The organism is Aeromonas cavernicola, assembly GCF_002795305.1.
GTDB classification, from domain to species: Bacteria; Pseudomonadota; Gammaproteobacteria; order Enterobacterales; family Aeromonadaceae; genus Aeromonas; species Aeromonas cavernicola.
On the sequence record NZ_PGGC01000002.1, the window covers coordinates 1 to 21,082 of the forward strand.

General features: G+C 58.4%; 19 protein-coding genes. 9 read left to right on the forward strand and 10 right to left on the reverse strand.

The features are described from left to right. From CUC53_RS00205 to cmoM, 4 genes are all read right to left on the reverse strand, one after another. Positions 1-965, reverse strand: a 965-nt coding sequence (locus tag CUC53_RS00205; RefSeq protein WP_272896738.1) for an ATP-binding protein, incomplete at its 3' end; no start/stop codon positions are given. Between the two features lie 63 nt (positions 966-1,028). Continuing rightward, a complete protein-coding gene (gene mukE, locus CUC53_RS00210; RefSeq protein ID WP_100292294.1) occupies positions 1,029-1,766 on the reverse strand; it encodes a chromosome partition protein MukE in 738 nt (245 codons plus the stop codon). Then, positions 1,747-3,081: a chromosome partition protein MukF gene (gene mukF / locus CUC53_RS00215; RefSeq protein ID WP_100292295.1), complete on the reverse strand. Its 1,335-nt coding sequence runs from the start codon at positions 3,079-3,081 to the stop codon at positions 1,747-1,749. Before mukF ends, mukE begins: the two co-directional genes overlap by 20 nt. 110 nt (positions 3,082-3,191) lie before the next feature. After that, the gene (cmoM, locus tag CUC53_RS00220; protein WP_100292308.1) at positions 3,192-3,968 is read right to left on the reverse strand and encodes a tRNA uridine 5-oxyacetic acid(34) methyltransferase CmoM; all 777 of its coding nucleotides are present in this window, start codon (positions 3,966-3,968) and stop codon (positions 3,192-3,194) included. 108 nt (positions 3,969-4,076) lie between these two features. On the opposite strand from cmoM, the gene elyC reads away from it, so the two are divergent. From elyC to CUC53_RS00250, 6 genes are all read left to right on the forward strand, one after another. Then, positions 4,077-4,856 (forward strand): envelope biogenesis factor ElyC, encoded by a 780-nt coding sequence (gene elyC, locus CUC53_RS00225; protein ID WP_100292309.1) that lies wholly within the window; start codon positions 4,077-4,079, stop codon positions 4,854-4,856. 135 nt (positions 4,857-4,991) lie between these two features. Then, complete coding sequence (gene tpiA / locus CUC53_RS00230) at positions 4,992-5,747, forward strand: triose-phosphate isomerase (protein WP_100292296.1); 756 nt, start codon at positions 4,992-4,994, stop codon at positions 5,745-5,747. A 144-nt stretch (positions 5,748-5,891) separates the two neighbouring features. Then, complete coding sequence (gene pfkA / locus CUC53_RS00235; RefSeq protein ID WP_100292297.1) at positions 5,892-6,863, forward strand: 6-phosphofructokinase; 972 nt, start codon at positions 5,892-5,894, stop codon at positions 6,861-6,863. A 230-nt stretch (positions 6,864-7,093) separates the two neighbouring features. Then, complete coding sequence (locus CUC53_RS00240; protein ID WP_100292298.1) at positions 7,094-7,945, forward strand: AraC family transcriptional regulator; 852 nt, start codon at positions 7,094-7,096, stop codon at positions 7,943-7,945. 60 nt (positions 7,946-8,005) lie between these two features. Continuing rightward, complete coding sequence (locus CUC53_RS00245) at positions 8,006-8,773, forward strand: AzlC family ABC transporter permease (RefSeq protein ID WP_100292299.1); 768 nt, start codon at positions 8,006-8,008, stop codon at positions 8,771-8,773. Beyond that, positions 8,770-9,081 (forward strand): AzlD domain-containing protein, encoded by a 312-nt coding sequence (locus tag CUC53_RS00250; RefSeq protein ID WP_100292300.1) that lies wholly within the window; start codon positions 8,770-8,772, stop codon positions 9,079-9,081. The genes CUC53_RS00245 and CUC53_RS00250 overlap by 4 nt, the downstream gene beginning before the upstream one ends. 301 nt (positions 9,082-9,382) lie before the next feature. On the opposite strand, the gene CUC53_RS00255 is transcribed toward CUC53_RS00250, so the two are convergent. The 4 genes from CUC53_RS00255 to apbC all read right to left on the reverse strand — a co-directional run bounded on the left by CUC53_RS00255 (position 9,383) and on the right by apbC (position 13,529). After that, the gene (locus CUC53_RS00255) at positions 9,383-10,852 is read right to left on the reverse strand and encodes an inorganic phosphate transporter (RefSeq protein ID WP_100292301.1); all 1,470 of its coding nucleotides are present in this window, start codon (positions 10,850-10,852) and stop codon (positions 9,383-9,385) included. A 203-nt stretch (positions 10,853-11,055) separates the two neighbouring features. Continuing rightward, a complete protein-coding gene (gene dcd / locus CUC53_RS00260; RefSeq protein ID WP_100292302.1) occupies positions 11,056-11,637 on the reverse strand; it encodes a dCTP deaminase in 582 nt (193 codons plus the stop codon). Between the two features lie 63 nt (positions 11,638-11,700). Next, positions 11,701-12,345, reverse strand: a complete 645-nt coding sequence (gene udk, locus CUC53_RS00265) for a uridine kinase (protein ID WP_100292303.1) — start codon at positions 12,343-12,345, stop codon at positions 11,701-11,703. A 107-nt stretch (positions 12,346-12,452) separates the two neighbouring features. After that, complete coding sequence (gene apbC / locus CUC53_RS00270; RefSeq protein ID WP_100292304.1) at positions 12,453-13,529, reverse strand: iron-sulfur cluster carrier protein ApbC; 1,077 nt, start codon at positions 13,527-13,529, stop codon at positions 12,453-12,455. A gap of 190 nt (positions 13,530-13,719) precedes the next feature. On the opposite strand from apbC, the gene metG reads away from it, so the two are divergent. Continuing rightward, complete coding sequence (gene metG / locus CUC53_RS00275) at positions 13,720-15,753, forward strand: methionine--tRNA ligase (protein WP_100292305.1); 2,034 nt, start codon at positions 13,720-13,722, stop codon at positions 15,751-15,753. Positions 15,754-15,884: 131 nt separating this feature from the next. On the opposite strand, the gene fadJ is transcribed toward metG, so the two are convergent. Both fadJ and fadI read right to left on the reverse strand, forming a co-directional pair. Further along, the gene (gene fadJ / locus CUC53_RS00280; RefSeq protein WP_100292310.1) at positions 15,885-18,035 is read right to left on the reverse strand and encodes a fatty acid oxidation complex subunit alpha FadJ; all 2,151 of its coding nucleotides are present in this window, start codon (positions 18,033-18,035) and stop codon (positions 15,885-15,887) included. Next, on the reverse strand, positions 18,035-19,345 hold the full coding sequence (fadI, locus tag CUC53_RS00285; protein ID WP_100292306.1) for an acetyl-CoA C-acyltransferase FadI: 1,311 nt from the start codon (positions 19,343-19,345) through the stop codon (positions 18,035-18,037). Before fadI ends, fadJ begins: the two co-directional genes overlap by 1 nt. Before the next feature lie 231 nt (positions 19,346-19,576). Between fadI and CUC53_RS00290 the strand changes: the two genes are divergently transcribed. Both CUC53_RS00290 and CUC53_RS00295 read left to right on the forward strand, forming a co-directional pair. After that, positions 19,577-20,527 carry an AAA family ATPase gene (locus CUC53_RS00290; RefSeq protein WP_100292307.1) on the forward strand — a complete coding sequence of 317 codons (951 nt, stop codon included), beginning with the start codon at positions 19,577-19,579 and terminating at the stop codon, positions 20,525-20,527. Beyond that, the coding region (locus tag CUC53_RS00295) for a DUF58 domain-containing protein (RefSeq protein WP_157798167.1) at positions 20,518-21,082 on the forward strand (565 nt) is incomplete at its 3' end. The genes CUC53_RS00290 and CUC53_RS00295, both read left to right, overlap by 10 nt.

A 21,082-nucleotide genomic window follows, 5' to 3' on the forward strand; every position in this document is an offset into this window, starting at 1 on the left:
TTTTCGCGGCCGGTGAGCTGCTCCACCTCGTCGGCCAGATAGATGGCGCGCTGCTTCTCTTCGGCCAGAATGCGGCGTTTGTCGGCCAGCGCCTGCCTAGCTTGCAACGCCAGCTCGGAGAGGCGGCTCTTCTCGGCGGCATTGCGCACATAGTCCGCCGCCACATAGTGGGTGGTTTCGGTAATAAGGTTTTTGAACAGATCCCGCTGGCCTTGGGTCTCTTTAATCGCTTCCAGCGTGCGGCGGTTCTCGTAGATGGCCGCCTCCATGTCGGCAAATGCCTTGCGCACTCCGGAGTTCTCCGGCAGCAGGTATTCCCGCAAGGATCGGCTGATGGACGAGGAGATACCGCCGTAGAGGGAGGCTTCAATCAGGCGATAGAATTTGCCGCGATCCTTCTGATCGCGCAGTTTTTTGGGGGTGATGCCGAACTCGAACATGAAGTTGTGATAGTCGGTCACCGTATTGAACTTGGCGACCTTCATGGCCCCCAGCTCAGCGGCCGCCCCTTTCAGATCGGTAAAGGCGCGCACCCGCCCCTTGCCGTCATCGAGCTTTTCTAGCAGTAGATCGGTGGGTTGCAGCTGCTCGGGCACATCCACCAGCGCAAACGGGGTGATGTTGACCTTGCTGTCACGGTTAGCCACCTGTTCCAAGTGAACACCGACCCAGATCCGCTGTTCGCGGCTGTTCATCACTTCCAGCAGCGAATAGCAGTGGCCGCGCTGCAACTTGCCGTACAGCCCTTTGTCACGGGAAGCGCTGGAAGAGCCTGCTTCCGTGGTGTTACGAAAATGGAGCAGCGACTGATCGGGGATGAGCGCGGCGATAAAGGCCGCCATGGTGGTGGACTTGCCCGCGCCGTTGCCGCCGGACAGGGTGGTGACCAGCTGGTCGAGATCGAAGGTGCGGGCGAAGAAGCCGTTCCAGTTGACCATGGTCAGGGATTTAAATTTGCCTCTCACGCCGCGCTCTCCATCATGCCAATGGGCTCCATGACCCTCGCCGTCATCAATAACATCTGATCCTTAACGTTGCAGATCATCATCCACCTCCAACTCCAATTGCTCCTCATCGAGATCCGCGTCGATGTCATCAAACAGCGAATCGCTGCTCGGCATCTCGTCGTCATGGAAGATGGCCTCCCCTTCTTGGATCATCCGCAGTTGCACCACGCGGGGATCTTCATCAGATCGCACGTCAGCGGCAAAGCGGAACACCGATTCGTTGACCCGAAACTTATCGCCGTTGCCAAGGGCGGTGCTCATGCCAAGACGGCGTAAGCGGCGCATGGAGGTGCGAATTTTTTCGAGTAGCTTCTTCTTGTCCAGATCGGTGCCGCCGGAGCGGCTGTTGACCATCCGCAGCAATTGCTTCTCGTCAGCCAGACTCAGCACCTCCTCTTGCAGCTCGGCCATGGCAAATACTCCTTCCGAAGCCAAACGATCCGGGCTCAGGTAGAGGTAGCAGAGCACCTTGCCCACCAGCATATCGAGCTCGGAGAGCACAGTGGTGCCGATGTCAGCACTGGGGCGCGGGCGCAAGTAAAAGAAGCCTTCCGGCGCTTTAATGAGTTCCACCTGATAGCGGCCGTAGAAGATCTCCAGCTCGCTATGATATTCGGCTAGCACCGAATGCTGTTCGAACTCGTCAGCACTGATATGACGGCCAGAGCGCAAGGCGGTGTCGATGCGCGGAAACAAGGGGTTAGCTATCGCCTCTGCGAGCCGCAGCGGCAAGGGAAACTCAGTATTGATCAATGACATAAGCCTGAACCTTGGAGCCAGCTTGGTTAATGGGTTTCCATGCGGGTTGGCGATGCTGCTCGCGCTCACCGCTGGCATGGCCGAGACGCACGGCCTGATCGATTAACAGTCGCGCCACATCGAAATGGGCATGGGCAGGGTAGTCCAGCAGGTATTCCCGCAGCACATCAGCCAGATCGAGTTGCTGGCCCTGCTCGGGATAACGGGCCAGATAACGCTCGATGCGCTCGGCCAACTCCTGATTAATGTCCACCATCTCTAGGTACTCCATCTCAAGAGGCACCTCGCCGGTCACCTCCTCGTCATAGATGGTGATGGTTTCATCGCGCAGCTCCAGCAGACGGGGCTCCTCGGCCACCTTCAGCAAGAAGCTGTGCTGCTCGACGTTGCGGATGGACTCGCGCAGCCGCTGGCTGAAGGCGCGGTTCTTGTCCATGTCGATGGCATTGCGGATAAATTTGTGAACGTGGCGGTCATAGCGGGACCACAGCTCGATGCACTGCTGGCCCCAGCTGGTGATGACATCTAACCGCCCCTGCAGGGCGTGAGTCAGCTCTTCAACATGGAACAGGTCATCGCGCCCCTGCGCCGCTTCTTGGATATTGAGCAGCCCCGCTTGCAGGCGGTGACCGGCAGCGTCTAGGGTATCTTGCAGCTCGCGCAGGGTCTGGCCTGTCTCTCGCAGCAGCTTTTCGCAGCTGTGGATCGCCTCAAGCCAGTTTTGGGTCAGCAGGGCGGCGATCTCGTTTTTGACCTGATTTTGCTGCTCATCCATGGCGCGTTGGGTCAAATCGATACGCCCGAGCGTCTCTTCTAGCGAGAAGGTGAGCCGTGGCAGCACCTCGGCATCCCACTGCGCGCGGGTGTTGGTTTGAAGCGCCACTTTGCGGGCCGTATCGAGCTCGGCCGCTAAGTGTTCGAGCAAGATAGAGAGCTTGATGGAGTCAACTTGGCGCTGATCCATAAAGAAGTCGACGATGCTCATGCCAAGGCGCGATAGCCGGTAGCGGCTCTCCCCTGCCACCATGTCGGTGTTAAAACGCGACAACAGCTGCTGGCGGATCACATCGTTAATGGCGTTGTTAGCCCGCCCTGTGAGGGTTTCGTCCATCTGGCCAAAAGCACTGCTGACGTAACCAAAGGCGTCGTGCAGTGCTGCTTCCGACAGATCGGACTCATCTTCACAGAGAGTTTTGATGGCAATCAGAAAGGCCAGTCGGTCGGTGGGCAGGTTCAAGGCCAGCCCCTCCTGCCTAACCCACCCGACTACCTCCGGCAAAGAACGCTCGGGCAAGGTACGGGATGCACTCATCATGACGTTATCATCTCGTTGTTTTCCATCTGGCTGGCCTCGTTAGCAAGCAGCGGCCATGTCGTTGTTGTATTGGGTCAGCGCAGGATCGGCGCCGGCCGTCACGGGGGACGTCAAGCCGCCGGCTTTTGCGCCATCACGTGGATATAGCGACCAAGGGAGACAAAAGGCTCTTGCTGACAATATTGCAGCTCCATGGCCAGCAGGTCGTCGAACTTGCCCACCTGATCCTGCTTGTGGCGCATGTAGTCGTGGATCACCCGTACCCCTGTCTTCCCTATCAGGGATAAGCCCCCCTGCTCAAGCCAGCCATACACCTGCTCTGGCAGTTGCGGGTTGGTGGGAGTGAGCGCAGTCTGGCGCTTTTTACGCAGGCCAAGGCGCACATAATCGAAATTACCCACCACCAAGCTCTGAAATAACAGGCCGTGGCGGTTGTAGAAAAGCAGCGACAGTATGCCCCCCACCTTGAGGAAAGGGAACAGACCAGCCAAGGTCTGGTGCGGCTCGGCCAGCCACTCCAACACTGCGTGACAGAGCACCAGATCAAAGGTGCCGGTCACGTGCTGATCCAGCGCCTGAATCGGGCAATGGATCAGACGAATCTTATCTGCCAGCCCCTGTTCGGCTATCTGCTCACGGGCCAGATCTAACATCTCGGCAGAGAGATCACAGAGCTCGACCTGATGGCCCAAGGCCGCCAGCTTCTGGGCAAAGTAGCCAAATCCGCCCCCTGCATCCAAAATGCGCAGCGGCCGGTCGCCAAGACGGGCGAGGCAAGCTTCAATGTCGCGCCACACAACGGTGGTGCGAATACGTCCCTTACTGGAGTCATAAATGTTGCGAGCGAACTTGTCGGCGCGCCCGTCAAAACTCTGATCGTGCTGCAAAGAAAAACCCAGTGTTGTGCGCCACAAGGCAGTGGCCATCCCCAAAAAGAGCGGTATTCTGTCACATCCCGAATTTGCTGAAAACTCAAGGAAGCAAGCACTGTGTGGGTGAATAACCTTTTTGTGATCAAGAAGTGGCTCGGTCAGCTGCTGATGCCCCTGCCCTTCGCGCTGTGTGTGTTACTGCTGGCACTGGTGCTGCTCTGGTTCACCCGTTTTCAAAAAACGGGCAAACTGCTGGCCACGCTGGCACTGATCATGGTGACCCTGATGGGAATGCGGCCAGTAAGCTACCAGCTGGCCAGAGATCTGGAGCAGCGTTATCCCCCCTTCGAGATAAGCCAGCATCCAGACATCGAAGCCATTGTGGTGCTCGGCAACGGTCATGTCAGCGATCCGGCGCTCCCTGAGCGTGCTTGGCAAAATAATGTCGCCTTGGCCCGCACCCTTGAGGGGGTTCGGCTCGCTCAGGCCTATCCCAATGCGGAGCTGATCTTCTCCGGCGCGGTGATCGGGGACGCCCTCTCCAACGCCGAGGTGAACGCTCGGATGGCACAAAGCCTTGGCATTCCTCGCACCCGGATGACGTTGTTTGAAAACAACAAAGATACCCATGACGAGGCGGTCTCGATCAGTGGTTATCTCAAAGGAAAAACCGTGGCGCTGGTCAGCTCAGCCACCCATTTGCCCCGCGCCATGGCGCTCTATCAGCAACAGGGACTCAATGCAGTGGCAGCCCCCACCGATTACACCGCTAAGCAGAGCCTCGTTGCCCAACCGCTCTACAGTTATCTCCCCAAAGGCCGCTATTTAATGTACTCAGAAGCGGCTATTCATGAATGGCTTGGGGTAACGTGGGCCCGTTTACGGGGACAGGTTAACGATTAAGCGATCGCACCCTTGATTCCTGATTTGGATCAGTAAAGCGAAAAAAAATTACGTCATTTGTCGCTGGGTCGGCTATCTTGGGCCCCGTTCAATTCATATAATGTCGCGCAATCAAATGCCTAGGAGAGAGAGACGATGAGACAGCACCTGGTAATGGGTAACTGGAAACTGAACGGCACCAAAGCGTCCGTTGAAGCGCTGATCAACGGGTTAACCCCGGCGGCGGCCGCTCATCCTTCGGTACAAGTCGCCGTTTGCCCACCGGTTATCTTTTTGGGTCTGGTTGAGCAGTTAACCGCTGGCAGCAAGATTGCCTACGGTGCTCAGAATGCCGACGTCCATGAGTCTGGCGCCTTCACTGGCGAAAACGCCCCTTCCATGCTCAAAGCCTTCGGTTGCACCTATTCCTTGGTCGGCCACAGCGAGCGCCGTACCCTGCACGCAGAGACTGACGACGTGGTCGCGGCTAAGTACGAAGCGATCCAGAAAGGCGGCTTGGTGCCGGTGCTGTGCATCGGTGAAACGCTGGAGCAGTTCGAAGCTGGCGTAACCAAGAACGTGGTGGAAACCCAGCTCAAAGCGGTCATTGTCCGTTGCGGCATCGCTTCTTTCGCCAACGCCGTGGTGGCTTACGAGCCGGTATGGGCCATCGGTACTGGTAAAACCGCCACCCCAGAGATCGCCCAATCGGTGCACGCGCACATCCGCCAATACTTGGCCGGTTTTGACGCAGCCATTGCGGCTAAAGTACAGATCCTGTACGGCGGCTCTGTGACTGGCGCCACGGCTGCCGATCTGTTTGGTCAGCCTGATATTGACGGCGGCCTGGTCGGTGGGGCATCCCTGAAAGTCGATGACTTCTCCCAGATCATCGCAGGTGCAGCCAAGTAATTGGCACCATCCAGAGGGGGCCTAGCCCCCTCTTGTGTATCGCTTTTCATATGATGGCCGCGCCCTCATACGAAAGCCGATATAGTGAAAGAGGCTTGCCTGTTTCCATCCATTTGTATTTGCAACTCAGACCCAGAGGCACTCATGACCAAACAAATCAAACGCATTGGTGTATTAACCAGTGGCGGCGACGCGCCAGGTATGAACGCAGCTATTCGCGCCGTGGTGCGCGCCAGCCTGCATCACGGCTTGGAAGTTTATGGCATCTATGATGGCTACCTTGGTCTGCACCAAGGGCGGATCGTCAAACTGGAGCGTCACAGCGTCTCCGACGTGGTAAACCGTGGTGGCACCTTTTTAGGCTCGGCCCGTTTCCCCGCTTTCAAAGACCCCAAAGTCCGCGCCGAAGCGGTAGCGAATCTGAAAAAGCATGGGATCGACGCCCTGGTGGTGATCGGTGGCGATGGCTCCTACATGGGCGCCAAGAAGCTGACCGAAGAGGGCTTCCCTTGTATCGGTCTGCCGGGCACGATCGATAACGACATCGCGGGCACTGATTTCACCATCGGGTTTGATACTGCGCTAAACGTGGTGGTCGATGCCATTGATCGTCTGCGCGATACCTGTAGCTCCCATCACCGTATTTCGGTGGTTGAGATCATGGGCCGCCACTGTGGCGATCTGGCCATGTCGGCTGCGGTCGCGGGTGGCGCAGAGTATGTGATCGTACCGGAAGTAGCCTTTGACAAAGAGAAGCTGCTCCTCCAGATCAAAGAGGGCGAAGCCAAGGGCAAGAAGCACGCCATTATCACCATCTGTGAGCACGTCACCGATGTGAACGCGCTGGCCAAAGATATCGAAGCCCTGACCGGCCGCGAAACCCGTGCCACTATCCTCGGCCACATCCAACGTGGTGGTACCCCTACCGCACGGGATCGTATTATGTCCAGCCGGATGGGGGCTTATGCCGTGGAGCAGCTGCTGGCAGGCCATGGCGGTCGCTGCGTGGGGATCCAGCGCAATGAGATGGTGCATCATGACATCATCGACTGCATTGAGAACCTCAAGCGCCCGTTCGATCAAGAGCTTTATAACCTCTCTACCACCCTGTTCTAAGGGTAACGCTGGCAGTCATGCCGCCCAGAGATACCGGTCGACGCCATCGACCGGTATTTTTTTAGACTCGTTAACCCTTCGCCACGACTCGCAGCCCATCTCGCAACGTGGCGACGCGGCATCCCACATTCGTGACTCGAGAACAGCACAATTTTGTACAAGCAACCTATCTTGCCTGTTTGCTACAGTGGGAAGCTGTGACTTATCCCAACTGCTGACGAACCTGTTTGATGAACCATCACGACATCTCCCCAACCGAACAGACCGACTACCGGATCAGTGATGCCCTCGGTGGTTTACCCTTGCTCAACGCCAGCTTTGCCACCCAGTGTTTCTCGCGCCATGTCCATGAGGAGTACACCATCAGCGTGGTAGAGCGCGGGGTACAGCGCTTCTTTCGCAGCAGAGCTGATCACTTGGCACCCACTGGCCAGATCATTTTGGTCAATGCCGATGATGTGCATACCGGTCATGCAGCCAGTGCGGGGGGCTGGTCCTATCGCGCCATGTATCCCCTGCCAGAACAGTTTGCCGCCATCGGGCGAGATCTGGGTCTGGGCGCCGCCATGCCCCCCTATTTTCGCCAGCCCGTGGTGGATGATCCACCGCTGGCGGCCCAGCTCGTATTGGTGCTCGATACCCTCGCCACTCACCAGCAACAGCTGCTCCGCGAAACCTTGGTCTACGGCTTTCTCGTCAATCTGGCCTGCCGCCATGGCCGCATTGAGGCGCCGAGCGTGCCCGCAGCGCGCCACCCACGGATTGAGCAGGTACGTGCTTATCTGGATGCCTATCCAACCCACGATATCTCCTTGCAGGTACTGGCCGAGCTGGCAGAACTCACCCCATATCATCTGGTCCGCAGCTTTAGCAAGCAGGTCGGGCTCCCGCCTCACGCTTACCAGACCCAGTTACGGCTCAAGCTAGCACGTCAGTTGCTGCGCGATGGCGTGGCTATCGTCGAGACCGCCCACGCCTGTGGTTTTCACGATCAAAGCCATCTGCACCGTCATTTCAAGCGGGCCATGGGCATTACCCCGGGTCAATTCGTGAAGCAGTATCAGCTCCCCTCTGCGCAATAACGTGCAAGTCAGGCAGGCATGGCGGCACCATACTGGTGCCCCGTTATCAGGAGATACCCCATGACTACTTCCCCTTTTCCTCGCCTATGCCAAGGGGCACTGGCGATGTTACCTCTCTCGGTCGCTGTCTTGCCGTGGGGGTTGCTGGCCGGCTCCTTGGCCATTGACAACGGTTTGAGCCCACTGGAAGGGCAAGCCATGTCAGCCATCTTGTTTGCTGGCGCCGCTCAGCTTGCCGCCATCGGGCTTATCAAAGGAGGTGCTGGGTTACTGACCCTGCTGCTCACCACCTTATTTATTACCTCCCGTCATCTGCTCTACAGCTTGGCCATGCGCCCTGCCATTAGCCCGCTGCCGCTGCATTGGCGGTTGGGATTGGGCTTTTTACTCACCGATGAACTGTTTGCCCTGTGTGGCCAGCAGCCAGCGGCACAATTTGACCGCTGGTATGCCCTCGGTGCGGGTCTCTCGTTTTATCTGGCGTGGAATCTGGCCACCCTGCTTGGCATCGTGGCAGGTAGTCAGCTCCCTTGGTTAGCCGATCTGGGCCTTGAGTTTGTGGTCGCCGCCACCTTTATCGCCCTGATTGTGCCCACGGTTCGCCATCGTGGCGTGCTGGCCTGTATTGCGACCGCCCTGTGCTTATCGGTCTTGCTCACCGCCTTGCAGATCCCTGGCGCCATGATGCTGGCCAGCGCAGCCGCCATGATCGTCGGTTATCTGTGCGAGCCCACCGCAGCAACCCCCTCTGCGGCCGCGAGTGATGCCACATCGCCCGCTGATACGCCGCCCTCTTCCCCCCGCTCTAACCTGGAGACACCCACATGATCCTGCTTGCCATCTTCGCCATGAGCGCCCTGGTGTTCGCTAGCCGCTATTTCTTGCTCGAACCGGCCCTGCCGTTACGCTTGGGGACTCGCACTCGGCGACTGCTGAGCTATGCCATGCCCGCCGTGCTCACTGCCTTGTGGGGCCCGATCGTCATGATGCCGCAGGGAACCTTGGCATTAACACCGGATAATCCGGCCCTGTGGGGCGCGCTGGCCGCCGCCCTGATCGCTTGGCGCACCGGCAGTGTGCTAATGGCGACGCTCCTCAGCCTGGCCTTATTTCTATTACTGGGCCGTTATGGCTAGCGCCCATCGGTTGCGCACTCCGGCTCACCTTATTGGGAGAATGGGATTGTGTGCTTGGAGAGTGGGATTGAACGTTTGGCGAGTGGGATTGAGCAAACCACACCTTGGCGGGCGGTGCTCACTGGCACCAAGCTGGGGCCTGTTTAGACGATGAGAGCGCGACATCTGCCAGCTGCCCATCAAGGAAGCCCAGCAGATCAAAGCAGCACATAATGACAAGGCCCGCGCATGCCAATATGGCAAGCGCGGGCCTTGTGTATATGGTCGACGTTAAATTCGGCCTAGCAAGAGGCCGCCAACCTTAACCGAACAGGGTATGGCTAATGATAAAGAGCCCACCAGAAAGCAGCATGGTCAGTGGTAACGTCAGCGCCCACGCCATCAGAATGGTTTTGATCGTCTGACTCTGCAGACCTGACTTATTGGCAACCATGGTGCCGGCAACCGCAGAAGAGAGAATGTGGGTGGTCGAGACCGGCATCCCCGTCACACTGGCCACCCCGATAGCGCTCGCCGCGGTGATCTGGGCTGCGATCCCCTGGCTGTAAGTCATACCTGAAGAGCCAATTTTCTCGCCAACGGTATGGACGATCCGACGCCAACCCACCATGGTGCCGCACCCCAGCGCTAGTGCGATGGAGACAATCACCCAAGTTGGGGCATATTCAGCGGTCGCGGTCAGATCTTTGCGCCATTTGGCCAGATCGGTCAGCTCCTTGGCGGGCAGCGGCAACTTGGCTACCTTACGGGCGGTATCATCAATACAGAGCAGCAGACGACGTACTTCACGGCGGTCGGTCAAGCTCATCTCTTCATAAGTGCGCACGGCCCCTAACCGCGTATCGAGGCTAGCCATGGCCCACAGCGCACTGTCCGGTGTGCAGTGGTCCAGCAAGATCCCCTCTGATTGGGCGGGCGCCGAGAAGTTGATAACGTGGCCAAGCGCCTCTTGGTTGCGCTGATAGATCTCCATGATGCGCTGGTTGGCATCCTGGGTACGATCGAGTTCATACGCCCGGCTGCTCATGTCCAACGAGAAATAGGCTGGCGCCATGCAGATCAATACCAGCATCACTAGGCCAATGCCTTTTTGACCATCATTGGAGCCATGGACAAAGCTGACGCCCATGGCAGAGGCTACCAGCGTTAAGCGGGCCCAAAATGGCGGGTGTTTTTTACCATCCACCAGCTGTCGCTCTTCGGGGGTCTTGTGGATTTTATTGCTGGTCCAGACACGCTTCATCACCAGTAGCAGCAGGGCTGCCAAGATAAAACCGATGGTCGGTGAGATGATCAGCGACAACATGATGTCGATCGCCTTGCCCACGTTGATCCCTTGGGTAACCGATTTATCGCTGATCCAAGCGTAGGCACCACCTACCCCCAAAATCGATCCTATCAAGGTGTGCGAACTGGAGGCGGGTATGCCAAAAAACCAGGTCCCTAGATTCCAGACAATGGCCGATAGCAAAAGCGAAAAGACCATGATCAAGCCCTGGGTGGAGTCCATCCCCAGCAACAGATCAATGGGCAGCAGGTGGACAATGGCATAGGCCACTCCTAAGCCACCCAGCATCACCCCAAAAAAGTTGAAGATCCCAGAGGCCACCACCGCTAAATGAGCAGGCATCGCCTTGGTATAGATCACCGTTGCTACCGCGTTAGCGGTGTCATGAAAGCCATTGATAAATTCATAGGCAAGCACAAAAAAAACGGCCAATACCAATCCGATTGACCACCACAAACCCAAATCACTGAACATTGCCAACATACAAATAAAGCCTGTTTATGAGTTGCGGCGGATTATGCCAGATGGTGGCCATCACCATAGCCACCACTGAAATATTTCAGCCACAAAAAAAAAGAGCTTTTTGCTAAAAAGCACCGTAGAGCGCCGCTGAGCGGGCTTGATTAGGGAGGATTTAAAGCAAGTGATAATGACGCACACGACTCGTTATAACGACGCCGGTGTCCTCAATCCTCGCTGATCCGACTGGCCACCGCCCCTTGCTGGCTCTTGTATTTGGCATTTTCCCGCGTGTTATAGGGGCGAGCCGCCGCGCCAGAGAGCATCTCAAAATTGAGGGCACCAATTTTCATCTTCGGGCGCAGTGCCAGTGGCAATTTGCCGCCATTGTAAAACTCCAGCACGATACGACCAGACCAGCCCGGATCGATCCGGTGCGCCGTGACATGGACCATCAACCCCAAACGGGCCAGCGAAGATCGGCCATCCAACCAACCCACAATATCAGCAGGCAAGGTAACCGATTCATAGGTGACAGCCAGCGCCAGCTGGCCGGGGTGGAGATAAAACGCCTCCCCATCTGGGATATGGATCTCATCGCTCATCACCCGCTCAATGGCATCGGCCATTTCGCTGCTGGGGCCACTCAAATCGATGTAAGGCGCGGTGTGATCGCGAAACACCCGAAACTCGTTCCCCAACAACACATCGACACTCACGCCGCTGATCCGCTCAACACCTGGGCGTGGCTCAATCACAATTTTGCCTTCATCCAGATGGCGCTCGATATCGGTATCACAAAGACGCATTGGGCGACTCTCCTAACAAAGTGTGCGTTTAAAAAAGCCGGGCATCACCCGGCTTGTTTCGTCTTAACCAATCAACATATGGCGAATACGCGCCTTGAGCATGTCGATGGCGATCCGGTTCTTGCCACCGCGAGGCACAATCACATCGGCGTACTGTTTGGAGGGCTCGATAAATTGCAAAAACATCGGACGCACGGTTTTTTGATACTGCTTGAGCACCGAGTCCATGGTACGGCCACGCTCTTGTACATCGCGTACTAAGCGGCGCAATAAGCAGATATCAAGGGGGGTATCCATAAAGATCGACGCATCCATCAAGTCGCGTAAGCGGCTATCGGTCAGCAGTAAAATCCCTTCCAAAATGATCACCCGACGCGGGGCAAACGGGGTCACGTCACTCATCCGAGTGTGTTCGGAATAGGAGTACTGAGGAATGTTGACTGCCGTACCCTGCACTAGCTGGCTTAAGTGCTGCACCAGCAGATCGTGATCCAGCGCATTGGGATGGTCGTAGTTCGTTTTGACGCGATCCTCCATGGTCAAATGGGATTGATCGCGGTAGTAGCAATCTTCGGTGATCACCCCGATCTGAGCTGCCCCCAACTCGGCTACCAGCTCTTCATAAATGGTCTGGGCGATAAGACTTTTGCCAGAAGCCGAAGCCCCCGCAATACCAATGATCACACACGAATGTTGGGACTCAGACATAACAAATACCTAAAGGGGATTGCGGTGGGGTGATGTAAACCGACCCATTATATAAAAAAGGGGGGGCCATGCCACCCTCAACCCTTTTGCCCGTGATCAACAGCTGATTATTCATCCAACGCCAAGGTATAGAGCGGCGTCGCGATCGGTTTGCCGCTGAAATAGAGCGCCGCCCCCACCCGCTGAGCCAGCTGTACATACGCCTGAGCCAAGGCACCCTCTGGGGCACTGACGACCGTCGGTCGCCCCTCATCCATGTGTTGACGAATGTCGATATGCAGCGGCAGCTGGCCAAGCAGGGCCACCTGATACTGCTCGGCCATCTTCTGACCACCACCGGTGCCAAACAGCGGTTCGTGATGGCCACAAGCACTGCACAGGTGATAGCTCATGTTCTCAATGATCCCCAGCACCGGCACAGCAACCTTATTGAACATGGCCACCCCTTTGCGGGCATCGGCCAGCGCCACATCTTGCGGGGTGGTGACGATCACCGCAGCCGAGGTGGGCACCTGCTGGGCCATGGTGAGTTGGATGTCACCGGTGCCCGGTGGCATGTCCACCACCAGATAGTCCACCTCGCCCCAACGGGTTTCGTGGAGGATCTGCGCCAAGGCTTTGCTGGCCATCGGGCCACGCCAAATGGTGGCATCCTGCTCGGCTACCAGATAACCGATACTGTTGCTCTTGAGGCCACAGGCCAGCACCGGCTCCATCAGCTTGCCGTCATAACTGACCGGGCGCTCCTTGAGGGTGCCCAGCATGGTGGGGATGGAGGGGCCGTAAATATCGGCATCGAGTATGGCCACCCGCGCCCCCTCTTTTTGCAGGGCCAGCGCCAAATTGACCGCCGTGGTGGACTTACCCACTCCCCCCTTGCCGGACGCCACCACAATAATGTTGCGAATGCCCTGCACCGCCGCTAATCCCTGTGCCCGTGGCAAGGTCGCAACTTCAATCGTCAGCTGCCAATCAAGCTGCGTTGCGCCCGTGGCGGCGCGCAGGCGGTCAGCATATTGCTCGGTGATCTGCGCTAACAAAGAGTGGCCGGCAAACGGCAACGCTAGCGTGATGCTCAAGGTCTCTCCTTGCTGCGCGATGTGCTTCACAAACCCTGCCGAGACCAGATCTGCGTCCCACCCCGCCGGCTTATATTCAGCCAAGATCTGTTTTACTGAATCCATCACCCCTCACTCCTCATCCTGTCGTCATTGTTTGACGTCAACGGTTAACACCCTCAAATCAGTGGCTTGCCAATCAACCACGCGGCTGATGCGGCCAAGGCGGACGCGCCACAACCCTAGGCAGGCTACCCCCGATTCGGGTAACATGCACGGCACTCTATCATCCCAACAAGCACATCAAGAACGTAATATGGCAACTGATCCTCGTAAAATGCTGGTAACCTGCGCCCTTCCCTATGCCAATGGCTCCATCCACCTTGGCCATATGCTGGAACACATCCAAGCCGATATCTGGGTTCGTTATCAGCGAATGCGCGGTCATCAGGTCCATTTTATCTGTGCCGATGATGCCCACGGCACCCCGATCATGCTCAAAGCCCAGCAGCTGGGGATCACCCCAGAGGCGATGATCGACGCGGTATCAAAAGAGCACCAAGCTGATTTTGCGGGATTCAACATTAGCTTTGATAACTACCACTCCACCCACAGTGAGGAGAACCGCGAGCTGGCCGCGCTGATTTATAGCCGTCTTCAGGCTGCGGGCAAGATCAAAAGCCGTACCATCTCCCAGCTGTTCGATCCAGAAAAAGCCATGTTCCTGCCGGACCGCTTCGTCAAAGGTACTTGCCCCAAGTGCAAGTCCCCAGAGCAATACGGCGACAACTGTGACAGCTGCGGCGCCACCTACAGCCCGACCGAGCTGATCGATCCGAAATCCGCGGTCTCTGGCGCTACCCCAGTGATGAAGGACTCCGAGCACTTCTTCTTCGATCTGCCGCAGTTTCAAACTTGGCTGGCAGATTGGGTGCGCGGCTCCGGCGCCATTCAAGAAGAGATGGCCAACAAGATGCAGGAGTGGTTCGAGAGCGGCCTGCAGCAGTGGGACATCACCCGTGACGCCCCCTACTTCGGTTTCGAGATCCCGGGCGCGCAGGGCAAGTTCTTCTATGTCTGGCTCGATGCCCCCATCGGCTACATGGCCTCGTTCAAGAACCTGTGCAACAAGCGTGGCGACATCGACTTTGACAGCTACTGGCACAAAGACGCCAGTGCCGAGCTCTACCACTTCATCGGTAAAGACATCGCCTACTTCCACTGTCTATTCTGGCCAGCCATGCTGGAAGGCGCGGGTTTTCGCCAGCCGACCAAGGTCAATGTGCACGGCTATGTGACCGTCAACGGCGCCAAGATGTCCAAATCCAAGGGCACCTTTATCAAGGCCTCCACCTACCTCAATCACCTCGATCCGGAGTGCCTGCGTTACTACTACGCTGCCAAGCTCAACAGCCGCATCGACGATCTGGACTTGAACCTCGACGATTTCGTCCAGCGCGTTAACGCCGACGTGGTCAACAAGCTGGTCAATTTGGCCTCTCGCAACGCCGGCTTTATCGCCAAGCGCTTTGGCGGCAAGCTGGCCGCCACCTGCGCCGAGCCCGAGCTCTACGCCGAGTTTGCCAACGCCAGCTCGGCGATCGCGGAGGCCTACGAGAGCCGTGAATTTAGCCGCGCCATCCGCGAGATCATGGCGCTGGCCGACAAGGCCAACCGTTATGTGGATGACAAAGCGCCTTGGGTCATCGCTAAGCAGGAAGGGGCCGACGCCGAGCTACAAGCAGTCTGCTCGGTCGGTATCAACCTGTTCCGGGTGCTGATGGCTTACCTCAAGCCGGTGATGCCGCAGCTGGCCGAGCGCGCCGAGGCGTTCTTGGCCGAGACCCTGAGCTGGGAGGGGATCAAAGCGCCGCTGGTCGATCACACCGTCGCCCCGTTCAAGGCGCTCTTCTCCCGCATCGAGCCGACCAAGATTGACGCCATGGTGGAAGCCTCCAAAGAAGATCTGGCCAAAGAGCAGGCACCAAAAGTGACCGGCCCGCTGGCAGACGATCCCATCAGCGAAACCATCAGCTATGACGACTTTGCCAAGCTTGATCTGCGGGTGGCGCTGATCAAAAAGGCCGAAGCAGTGCCGGAAGCCGAGAAGCTGCTCAAGCTGCAACTGGATATCGGCGGCGAGACTCGTCAGGTGTTTGCCGGGATCAAATCCGCCTACAACCCCGACGATCTGGAAGGCAAGCTGACCGTGATGGTGGCCAACTTGGCGCCGCGCAAGATGCGGTTTGGCATGTCCGAAGGCATGGTGCTAGCGGCAGGCCCAGGTGGCAAAGATCTGTGGATTTTAGAGCCGCAAGCAGGCGCCCAACCGGGGATGCGGGTCAAGTAATCCGCTTACCCTACTCGTGCTCATCGTGCGCTAATTAAGAGGCCCGCATCGTCTGATGCGGGCCTCTTGTTATTGACGCGGTGCCGTAACCGGAAAGTGACTCAGTATCGAGGGCACCGTGCAGCAACCTTTTATCCGTAGAAGGTCTGCTGGGCCTGCGCCATGGCTTGGAGCCGCGGGCAAGGGGCAAAACGCTGACCGTGGTGCTTTTGGTAGTAGGCCAAACGTTCAACCAGATGATCGATCCCCAAGGTATCCATATAACGGAAAGGGCCACCTAAGAACGGGGGGAAACCGATGCCGAAAATCGCACCGATGTCGCCATCGCGGGCCGAGCTAATCACGCCACTATCGAGCGCCATAGCCGCCTCGTTGAGCATCAACAGCACGCAACGCTCGGCGATCTCCAGCTTGGCCAACTTAGCCACCGGCTTGACCCCCAGCACACCGTACACGCTCTCATCAACCTGCTTCTTCCCCTCTTTGCCCGTCAGCTTATTACGTGGTGCCGCCTTGCCATAGAGATAGAACCCTTTGCCATTTTTGCGCCCCTTGCGGCCATCTTGCAGCAGCTGGTCAAGCGCTTTGGGCGCTTGGAACTGCTCGCCGCCCAGCTCTTTTTGTAAGATTGGCGAAATCTTGGCGCCCACATCGATCCCCACCTCATCAAGCAAGGTAATAGGGCCCACTGGGAAGCCAAAATCGAGCAAGGCGCTGTCGAGCACATCGACCGGCTCTCCTTCTAGCACCAACCGCGCCGCCTCGTTCATATAGGGGGCTAAGATTCGATTGACGTAGAAACCGGCTTCGTCCTTCACCACGATGGGCGTTTTGCCTTGAGCACGGGCAAAGGCCAGGGTGGTGGCGACCGTCTCGGCACTGGTGCCAGCGTGGGGGATGATCTCCGCCAGTGGCATCTTGTCCACTGGGCTGAAGTAGTGCAGCCCAATCACCCGCTCGGGGTGACTTGCCCCTGCGGCGATCTGGCTGATGGGTAACGACGAGGTATTGGACGCAAACACCGTCTGCTCGCCGCACTCATGCTCCACCTCCTGCAACATCTGATGTTTGAGGGCGAGATCTTCAAACACCGCCTCCACCACCATGTCGACCCGATGAAAACCTGAGTAGTCGAGGGTGCCGGTCAGCAGGCTCATCTGTTTTTCCAGCTCGCTGCGCAGCAGGTGACGGCGCTTGAGCTTCTTGGCCAGAATGTCGTAGCTGTAGCGCATGGCATTACCGATCCCGGCGCTTGCCACATCCTTGATCCGCACCGGCACTCTCGCCTTGGTGGCAGTGACAAACGCAATGCCGCCGCCCATTAAACCACCGCCCAGCACCGCAGCATGGGCCACTTTGCGCGGCTCGGCTCCCTGATAGGTGAGCTCTTTTTTCATCTCGGTGGTGGCAAAGAAGATAGCGCGCAGGGCGGCAGATTCGGCGCTCATCACCAGCTCACCAAAGTGACGCGACTCGGCGGCAAGCCCAGCCTGCATCCCCTGCGTCACCCCAATGCGCACGACCTCGATGATCCGCTGCGGCGCCGGATAGTTGCCCCGCGTCTTGGCGTTCACCCCTTTACGAGCCTGCTCAAACAGCACCTTGCGGCCAAGTTTGTTGGTCTCCAACAACTTGCTCTGCAGATCCCGTTTCAGGCGATGGCGTGGCTTGCCCTGCTTAGCCAGCTTGATGGCGGCCGACAACAGGATCGACGCTGGCACCACATCATCTACCAGCCCCAGTTTTTTAGCCTGCTTGGCCCGTACCTGCTTGCCGGTCAGCATCAGATCGAGCGCCTTGGCGACCCCAATGAGACGCGGCAGCCGTTGCGTGCCGCCGGAGCCCGGCAACAAACCCAGTTGCACTTCCGGCAAGCCGAGCACGGTTTTATCGTGATCGGTCACGACGCGACCATGGCAGGCTAGCGCCAACTCCAGCCCGCCACCGAGGCAGGGGCCGTGGATAGCGGCGATCACCGGAATGGTCAGCGCCTCGATCTCGGCAAAGATAATCTGTCCTTCCCGCGATAAGCTCTCGGCGTCCTTGGCACTGGTGCAGGCAGCCAACATGCTGATGTCAGCCCCAGCGATGAAAGAGTCTTTTTTGCCAGAGGTGATCACCAAGCCGATCAGGTCCCGATTGGCTTTCACGTCAGCCAACACGGTGCGGATCTGTGCCACAAAAGCGGCCTTTAGGGTATTCATGCTGTCGCCCGGCACATCCATGGTGAGGATCGCGATGCCATCTTGGCGAATATCGAGGGAAAAGCTGTTAGCACTCATCATTCAACCTCCAACACCATGGCCACACCCAACCCACCCGCCGCACAGGCGGTGTTCAGTCCCAATCCGCCGCCACGGCGGCGCAGCTCGTGCAGGGTTTGGGTGATCATCCGCGCCCCTGTGGCGGCAAAGGGGTGGCCATAGGCCAGCGAGCCGCCAAGCACGTTGAACTTCTCCATATCGACCTCGCCAATGGCCTGGTCACGGCCCAGCTTGTCGCGGGCAAACTCGGGACTGGCAAACATCTTGAGGTTGGCCAGGGTCTGCGCCGCAAACGCTTCGTGCATGTCGATCAGGGTCAGGTCGGCCAAGGTGATCCCCGCGCGGTCCAGCGCCAGCGGCGTCGCGTAGGAGGGGCCCATCAGCATGTCTTGCCACACATCAATGGCCGAGAACGCAAAGCTGCGGATATAGCCAAGCGGTGCCAGCCCCAGCTCTTTGGCACGCCCTTCGCGCATCAACAGCACCGCAGCGGCACCATCGGTGAGCGGGGTGGCGTTGGCAGCAGTGACGGTGCCGTGCACCTTATCAAACACCGGTTTGAGCTTGGCGTAGCTCGCCAGATCGGCGCTTTCACGGATGTTGTTATCCCGCTCCAGTGGCGCTTTGTAGGGGGGCACATGGGCCGTGAACACCTCATCGTGCAGCTTACCATTGGCCCAAGCCGCTGCTGCTAGGGTGTGGGAGCGGTGCGCCAGCGCATCTTGTGCCTCACGGCTGATGCCATGGCTCTTGGCCATCTGCTCAGCGGTCTGCCCCATGGAGAGACCGGTGGAGTATTCGGCCACCGCCGGGGGCACCGGCAGCAGATCCCGTGGCCTCAATCGGCGCAAAATATCAAACCGCTGGCGTAAATTACGGGCCTTGTTGAGATCCACTAACGCCCGCGCCAAGGTCTTACTGACCCCGATGGGCAACACGGAAGAGGAATCAGCCCCCCCAGCGATGGCGATATCAACGGTCCCGGCCATGATCGATTCAGTGACGTTGGCCACCGCCTGAAAGCTGGTCGCGCAAGCACGGGAGACGCTATAGGCATCGGTACTGACGCTCATGCCGGTGCCCAGCACAATCTCACGGGCGATGTTCGGCGCTTCTGGCATCTGCACCACTTGGCCAAACACCAGTTGATCGATAAGCAACGGATCAAGATCGGTACGGGCGAGCAGTTCGCTCACCACGAGCTTGCCCAGATCCACCGCTGGCACCCCATGAAAGGCGGTCGCCTGCTTGGCAAAGGGGGTACGCAGCCCCGCCACGACGGCAATCCGTTCGCCCTGGCGAGTCGTCAGTTTCAATGGCTGTTTCATCCTGGCTCCTTGGGTTAAAAAAGGCAGAGGTCAGACCTCATCGCGACACATCTTAACAATCTGTTCACCCCTTTCCTACCGCTGATTGCAGCGAACAGGGTCGCTTAATGGGTCGCTGGGACGACCCCATTTGTCCCCACCCGATCCCGCCGATGAGTGCCCTGCCCTCGCCCTCTTCAGACATCTGGAGTATAAAAAGATCATTCCCACTCCCAACAGCAGGCTTATCCCATGGCAGCGGCCCAATTCAGTGCGCTTAAGGACTATTTGAGTAGCCAAATCGTGGGCCAAGATGCCCTGATCGAGGGGCTACTGATCGCCCTGCTCTGTGACGGCCATGTGTTGATTGAGGGGGCGCCTGGCCTTGCGAAAACCCGTGCCGTCAAGGCGCTGGCCGGCGCGGTGGAGGGGCGCTTTGCCCGCATCCAATTCACCCCTGATCTGCTGCCCGCCGATCTCACCGGCAGTGAAGTGTTCCACCCTCAAGATGGCAGTTTCGTGTTTCAGCCCGGCCCGCTGTTTCACCATCTGGTGTTGGCAGACGAGATCAACCGCGCCCCCGCCAAGGTGCAATCGGCCCTGCTGGAGGCGATGGCAGAGCACCAAATCACGGTGGGCAAGAAGAGCTGGCGCCTGCCGCCGTTGTTCATGGTCGCCGCTACCCAAAATCCCATCGAGCAGGAGGGCACCTATCCACTGCCCGAGGCCCAGCTCGACCGTTTTTTACTGAAACTACGGGTCGAGTACCCAAGCCCAGCCACGGAGCTGGCTATTTTGCAGCTCACCGCCCGCGGCGAGCCGTTGGCTGCTGCCCCCATGACCCTCAGTCAAGCCACCGTGCTGCAAGCCCGCACCGAGGTGCTGGCGATCACCCTGCAAGGTCGGCTCGAACACTATCTGGTGGACCTTATCTGCGCGACTCGCCCCACTAGCGGGCTCTGCCCTGTCTTGGCCCCGCTAATTGCCGTGGGCGCGAGCCCCCGGGCGACCATGGGACTTGCTCGGTCAGCCCGCGCCCGCGCTTGGCTAGCAGGGCGCGACTTCGTGTTACCAGAGGACATTCAGCAGCAAGCTTATGCGGTCCTGCGCCATCGCCTGATCCCAAGCTATCAGGCCCTAGCTGATCATCTCGATAGCGATGCCCTGATCGCCCTGTTACTGGATCAGGTGCCATGTCCCTAGATCCGTGCCTGCATCCTGATATCGCCCTCACGCTGCCCCAGCTGCTCAACATTCGCCACTGGGCCAGCGCCCACCCTGCCCACGCCCCTCGCGGGGGGCGCAGCCACAGTGAGCAGGGCAAAACCGGCCGCAGCCCTGGGCTCACCTTTCGTGAACTGCGTGGCTATCAGGCGGGGGATGAGGTGCGTCATATCGACTGGCGGGTGACCGCTCGGCTCGGCCGCCCCTTCACCCGTCTTTATCACGAAGAGCAAGAGCAGGCCCATTGGCTGCTGCTCGATCTCTCCCCTGCCATGTTTTTCGGCTCCACCGTGCAGCTAAAAGCACGGCTTGGCTGCGAGCTAGCCGCCGCCCTGCTCTGGCAGCAGGAGAGTCAGCCCCATAGCCTGCTCTGCCACGGGTTGGTTCCCCAGCTCACGCACCAACGCCAGCGGGGTAGCGTGAGGGCGATATCAGGATGCAGGCACGGATCTAGGGACATGGCACCTGATCCAGTAACAGGGCGATCAGGGCATCGCTATCGAGATGATCAGCTAGGGCCTGATAGCTTGGGAT

Excerpts from the sequence above, each read along its gene's own strand:
- CUC53_RS00245 (WP_100292299.1), top strand. The coding sequence starts at position 8,006 with ATGACTACTTCCCCTTTTCCTCGCCTATGCCAAGGGGCACTGGCGATG.
- CUC53_RS00250 (WP_100292300.1), top strand. The coding sequence starts at position 8,770 with ATGATCCTGCTTGCCATCTTCGCCATGAGCGCCCTGGTGTTCGCTAGC.
- udk (WP_100292303.1), bottom strand. The coding sequence starts at position 12,345 with ATGTCTGAGTCCCAACATTCGTGTGTGATCATTGGTATTGCGGGGGCT.
- fadJ (WP_100292310.1), bottom strand. The coding sequence starts at position 18,035 with ATGAGTGCTAACAGCTTTTCCCTCGATATTCGCCAAGATGGCATCGCG.
- CUC53_RS00290 (WP_100292307.1), top strand. The coding sequence starts at position 19,577 with ATGGCAGCGGCCCAATTCAGTGCGCTTAAGGACTATTTGAGTAGCCAA.
- CUC53_RS00255 (WP_100292301.1), bottom strand. The coding sequence starts at position 10,852 with ATGTTGGCAATGTTCAGTGATTTGGGTTTGTGGTGGTCAATCGGATTG.
- dcd (WP_100292302.1), bottom strand. The coding sequence starts at position 11,637 with ATGCGTCTTTGTGATACCGATATCGAGCGCCATCTGGATGAAGGCAAA.
- apbC (WP_100292304.1), bottom strand. The coding sequence starts at position 13,529 with ATGGATTCAGTAAAACAGATCTTGGCTGAATATAAGCCGGCGGGGTGG.
- CUC53_RS00240 (WP_100292298.1), top strand. The coding sequence starts at position 7,094 with ATGAACCATCACGACATCTCCCCAACCGAACAGACCGACTACCGGATC.
- tpiA (WP_100292296.1), top strand. The coding sequence starts at position 4,992 with ATGAGACAGCACCTGGTAATGGGTAACTGGAAACTGAACGGCACCAAA.
- fadI (WP_100292306.1), bottom strand. The coding sequence starts at position 19,345 with ATGAAACAGCCATTGAAACTGACGACTCGCCAGGGCGAACGGATTGCC.
- mukE (WP_100292294.1), bottom strand. The coding sequence starts at position 1,766 with ATGTCATTGATCAATACTGAGTTTCCCTTGCCGCTGCGGCTCGCAGAG.
- mukF (WP_100292295.1), bottom strand. The coding sequence starts at position 3,081 with ATGATGAGTGCATCCCGTACCTTGCCCGAGCGTTCTTTGCCGGAGGTA.
- metG (WP_100292305.1), top strand. The coding sequence starts at position 13,720 with ATGGCAACTGATCCTCGTAAAATGCTGGTAACCTGCGCCCTTCCCTAT.
- pfkA (WP_100292297.1), top strand. The coding sequence starts at position 5,892 with ATGACCAAACAAATCAAACGCATTGGTGTATTAACCAGTGGCGGCGAC.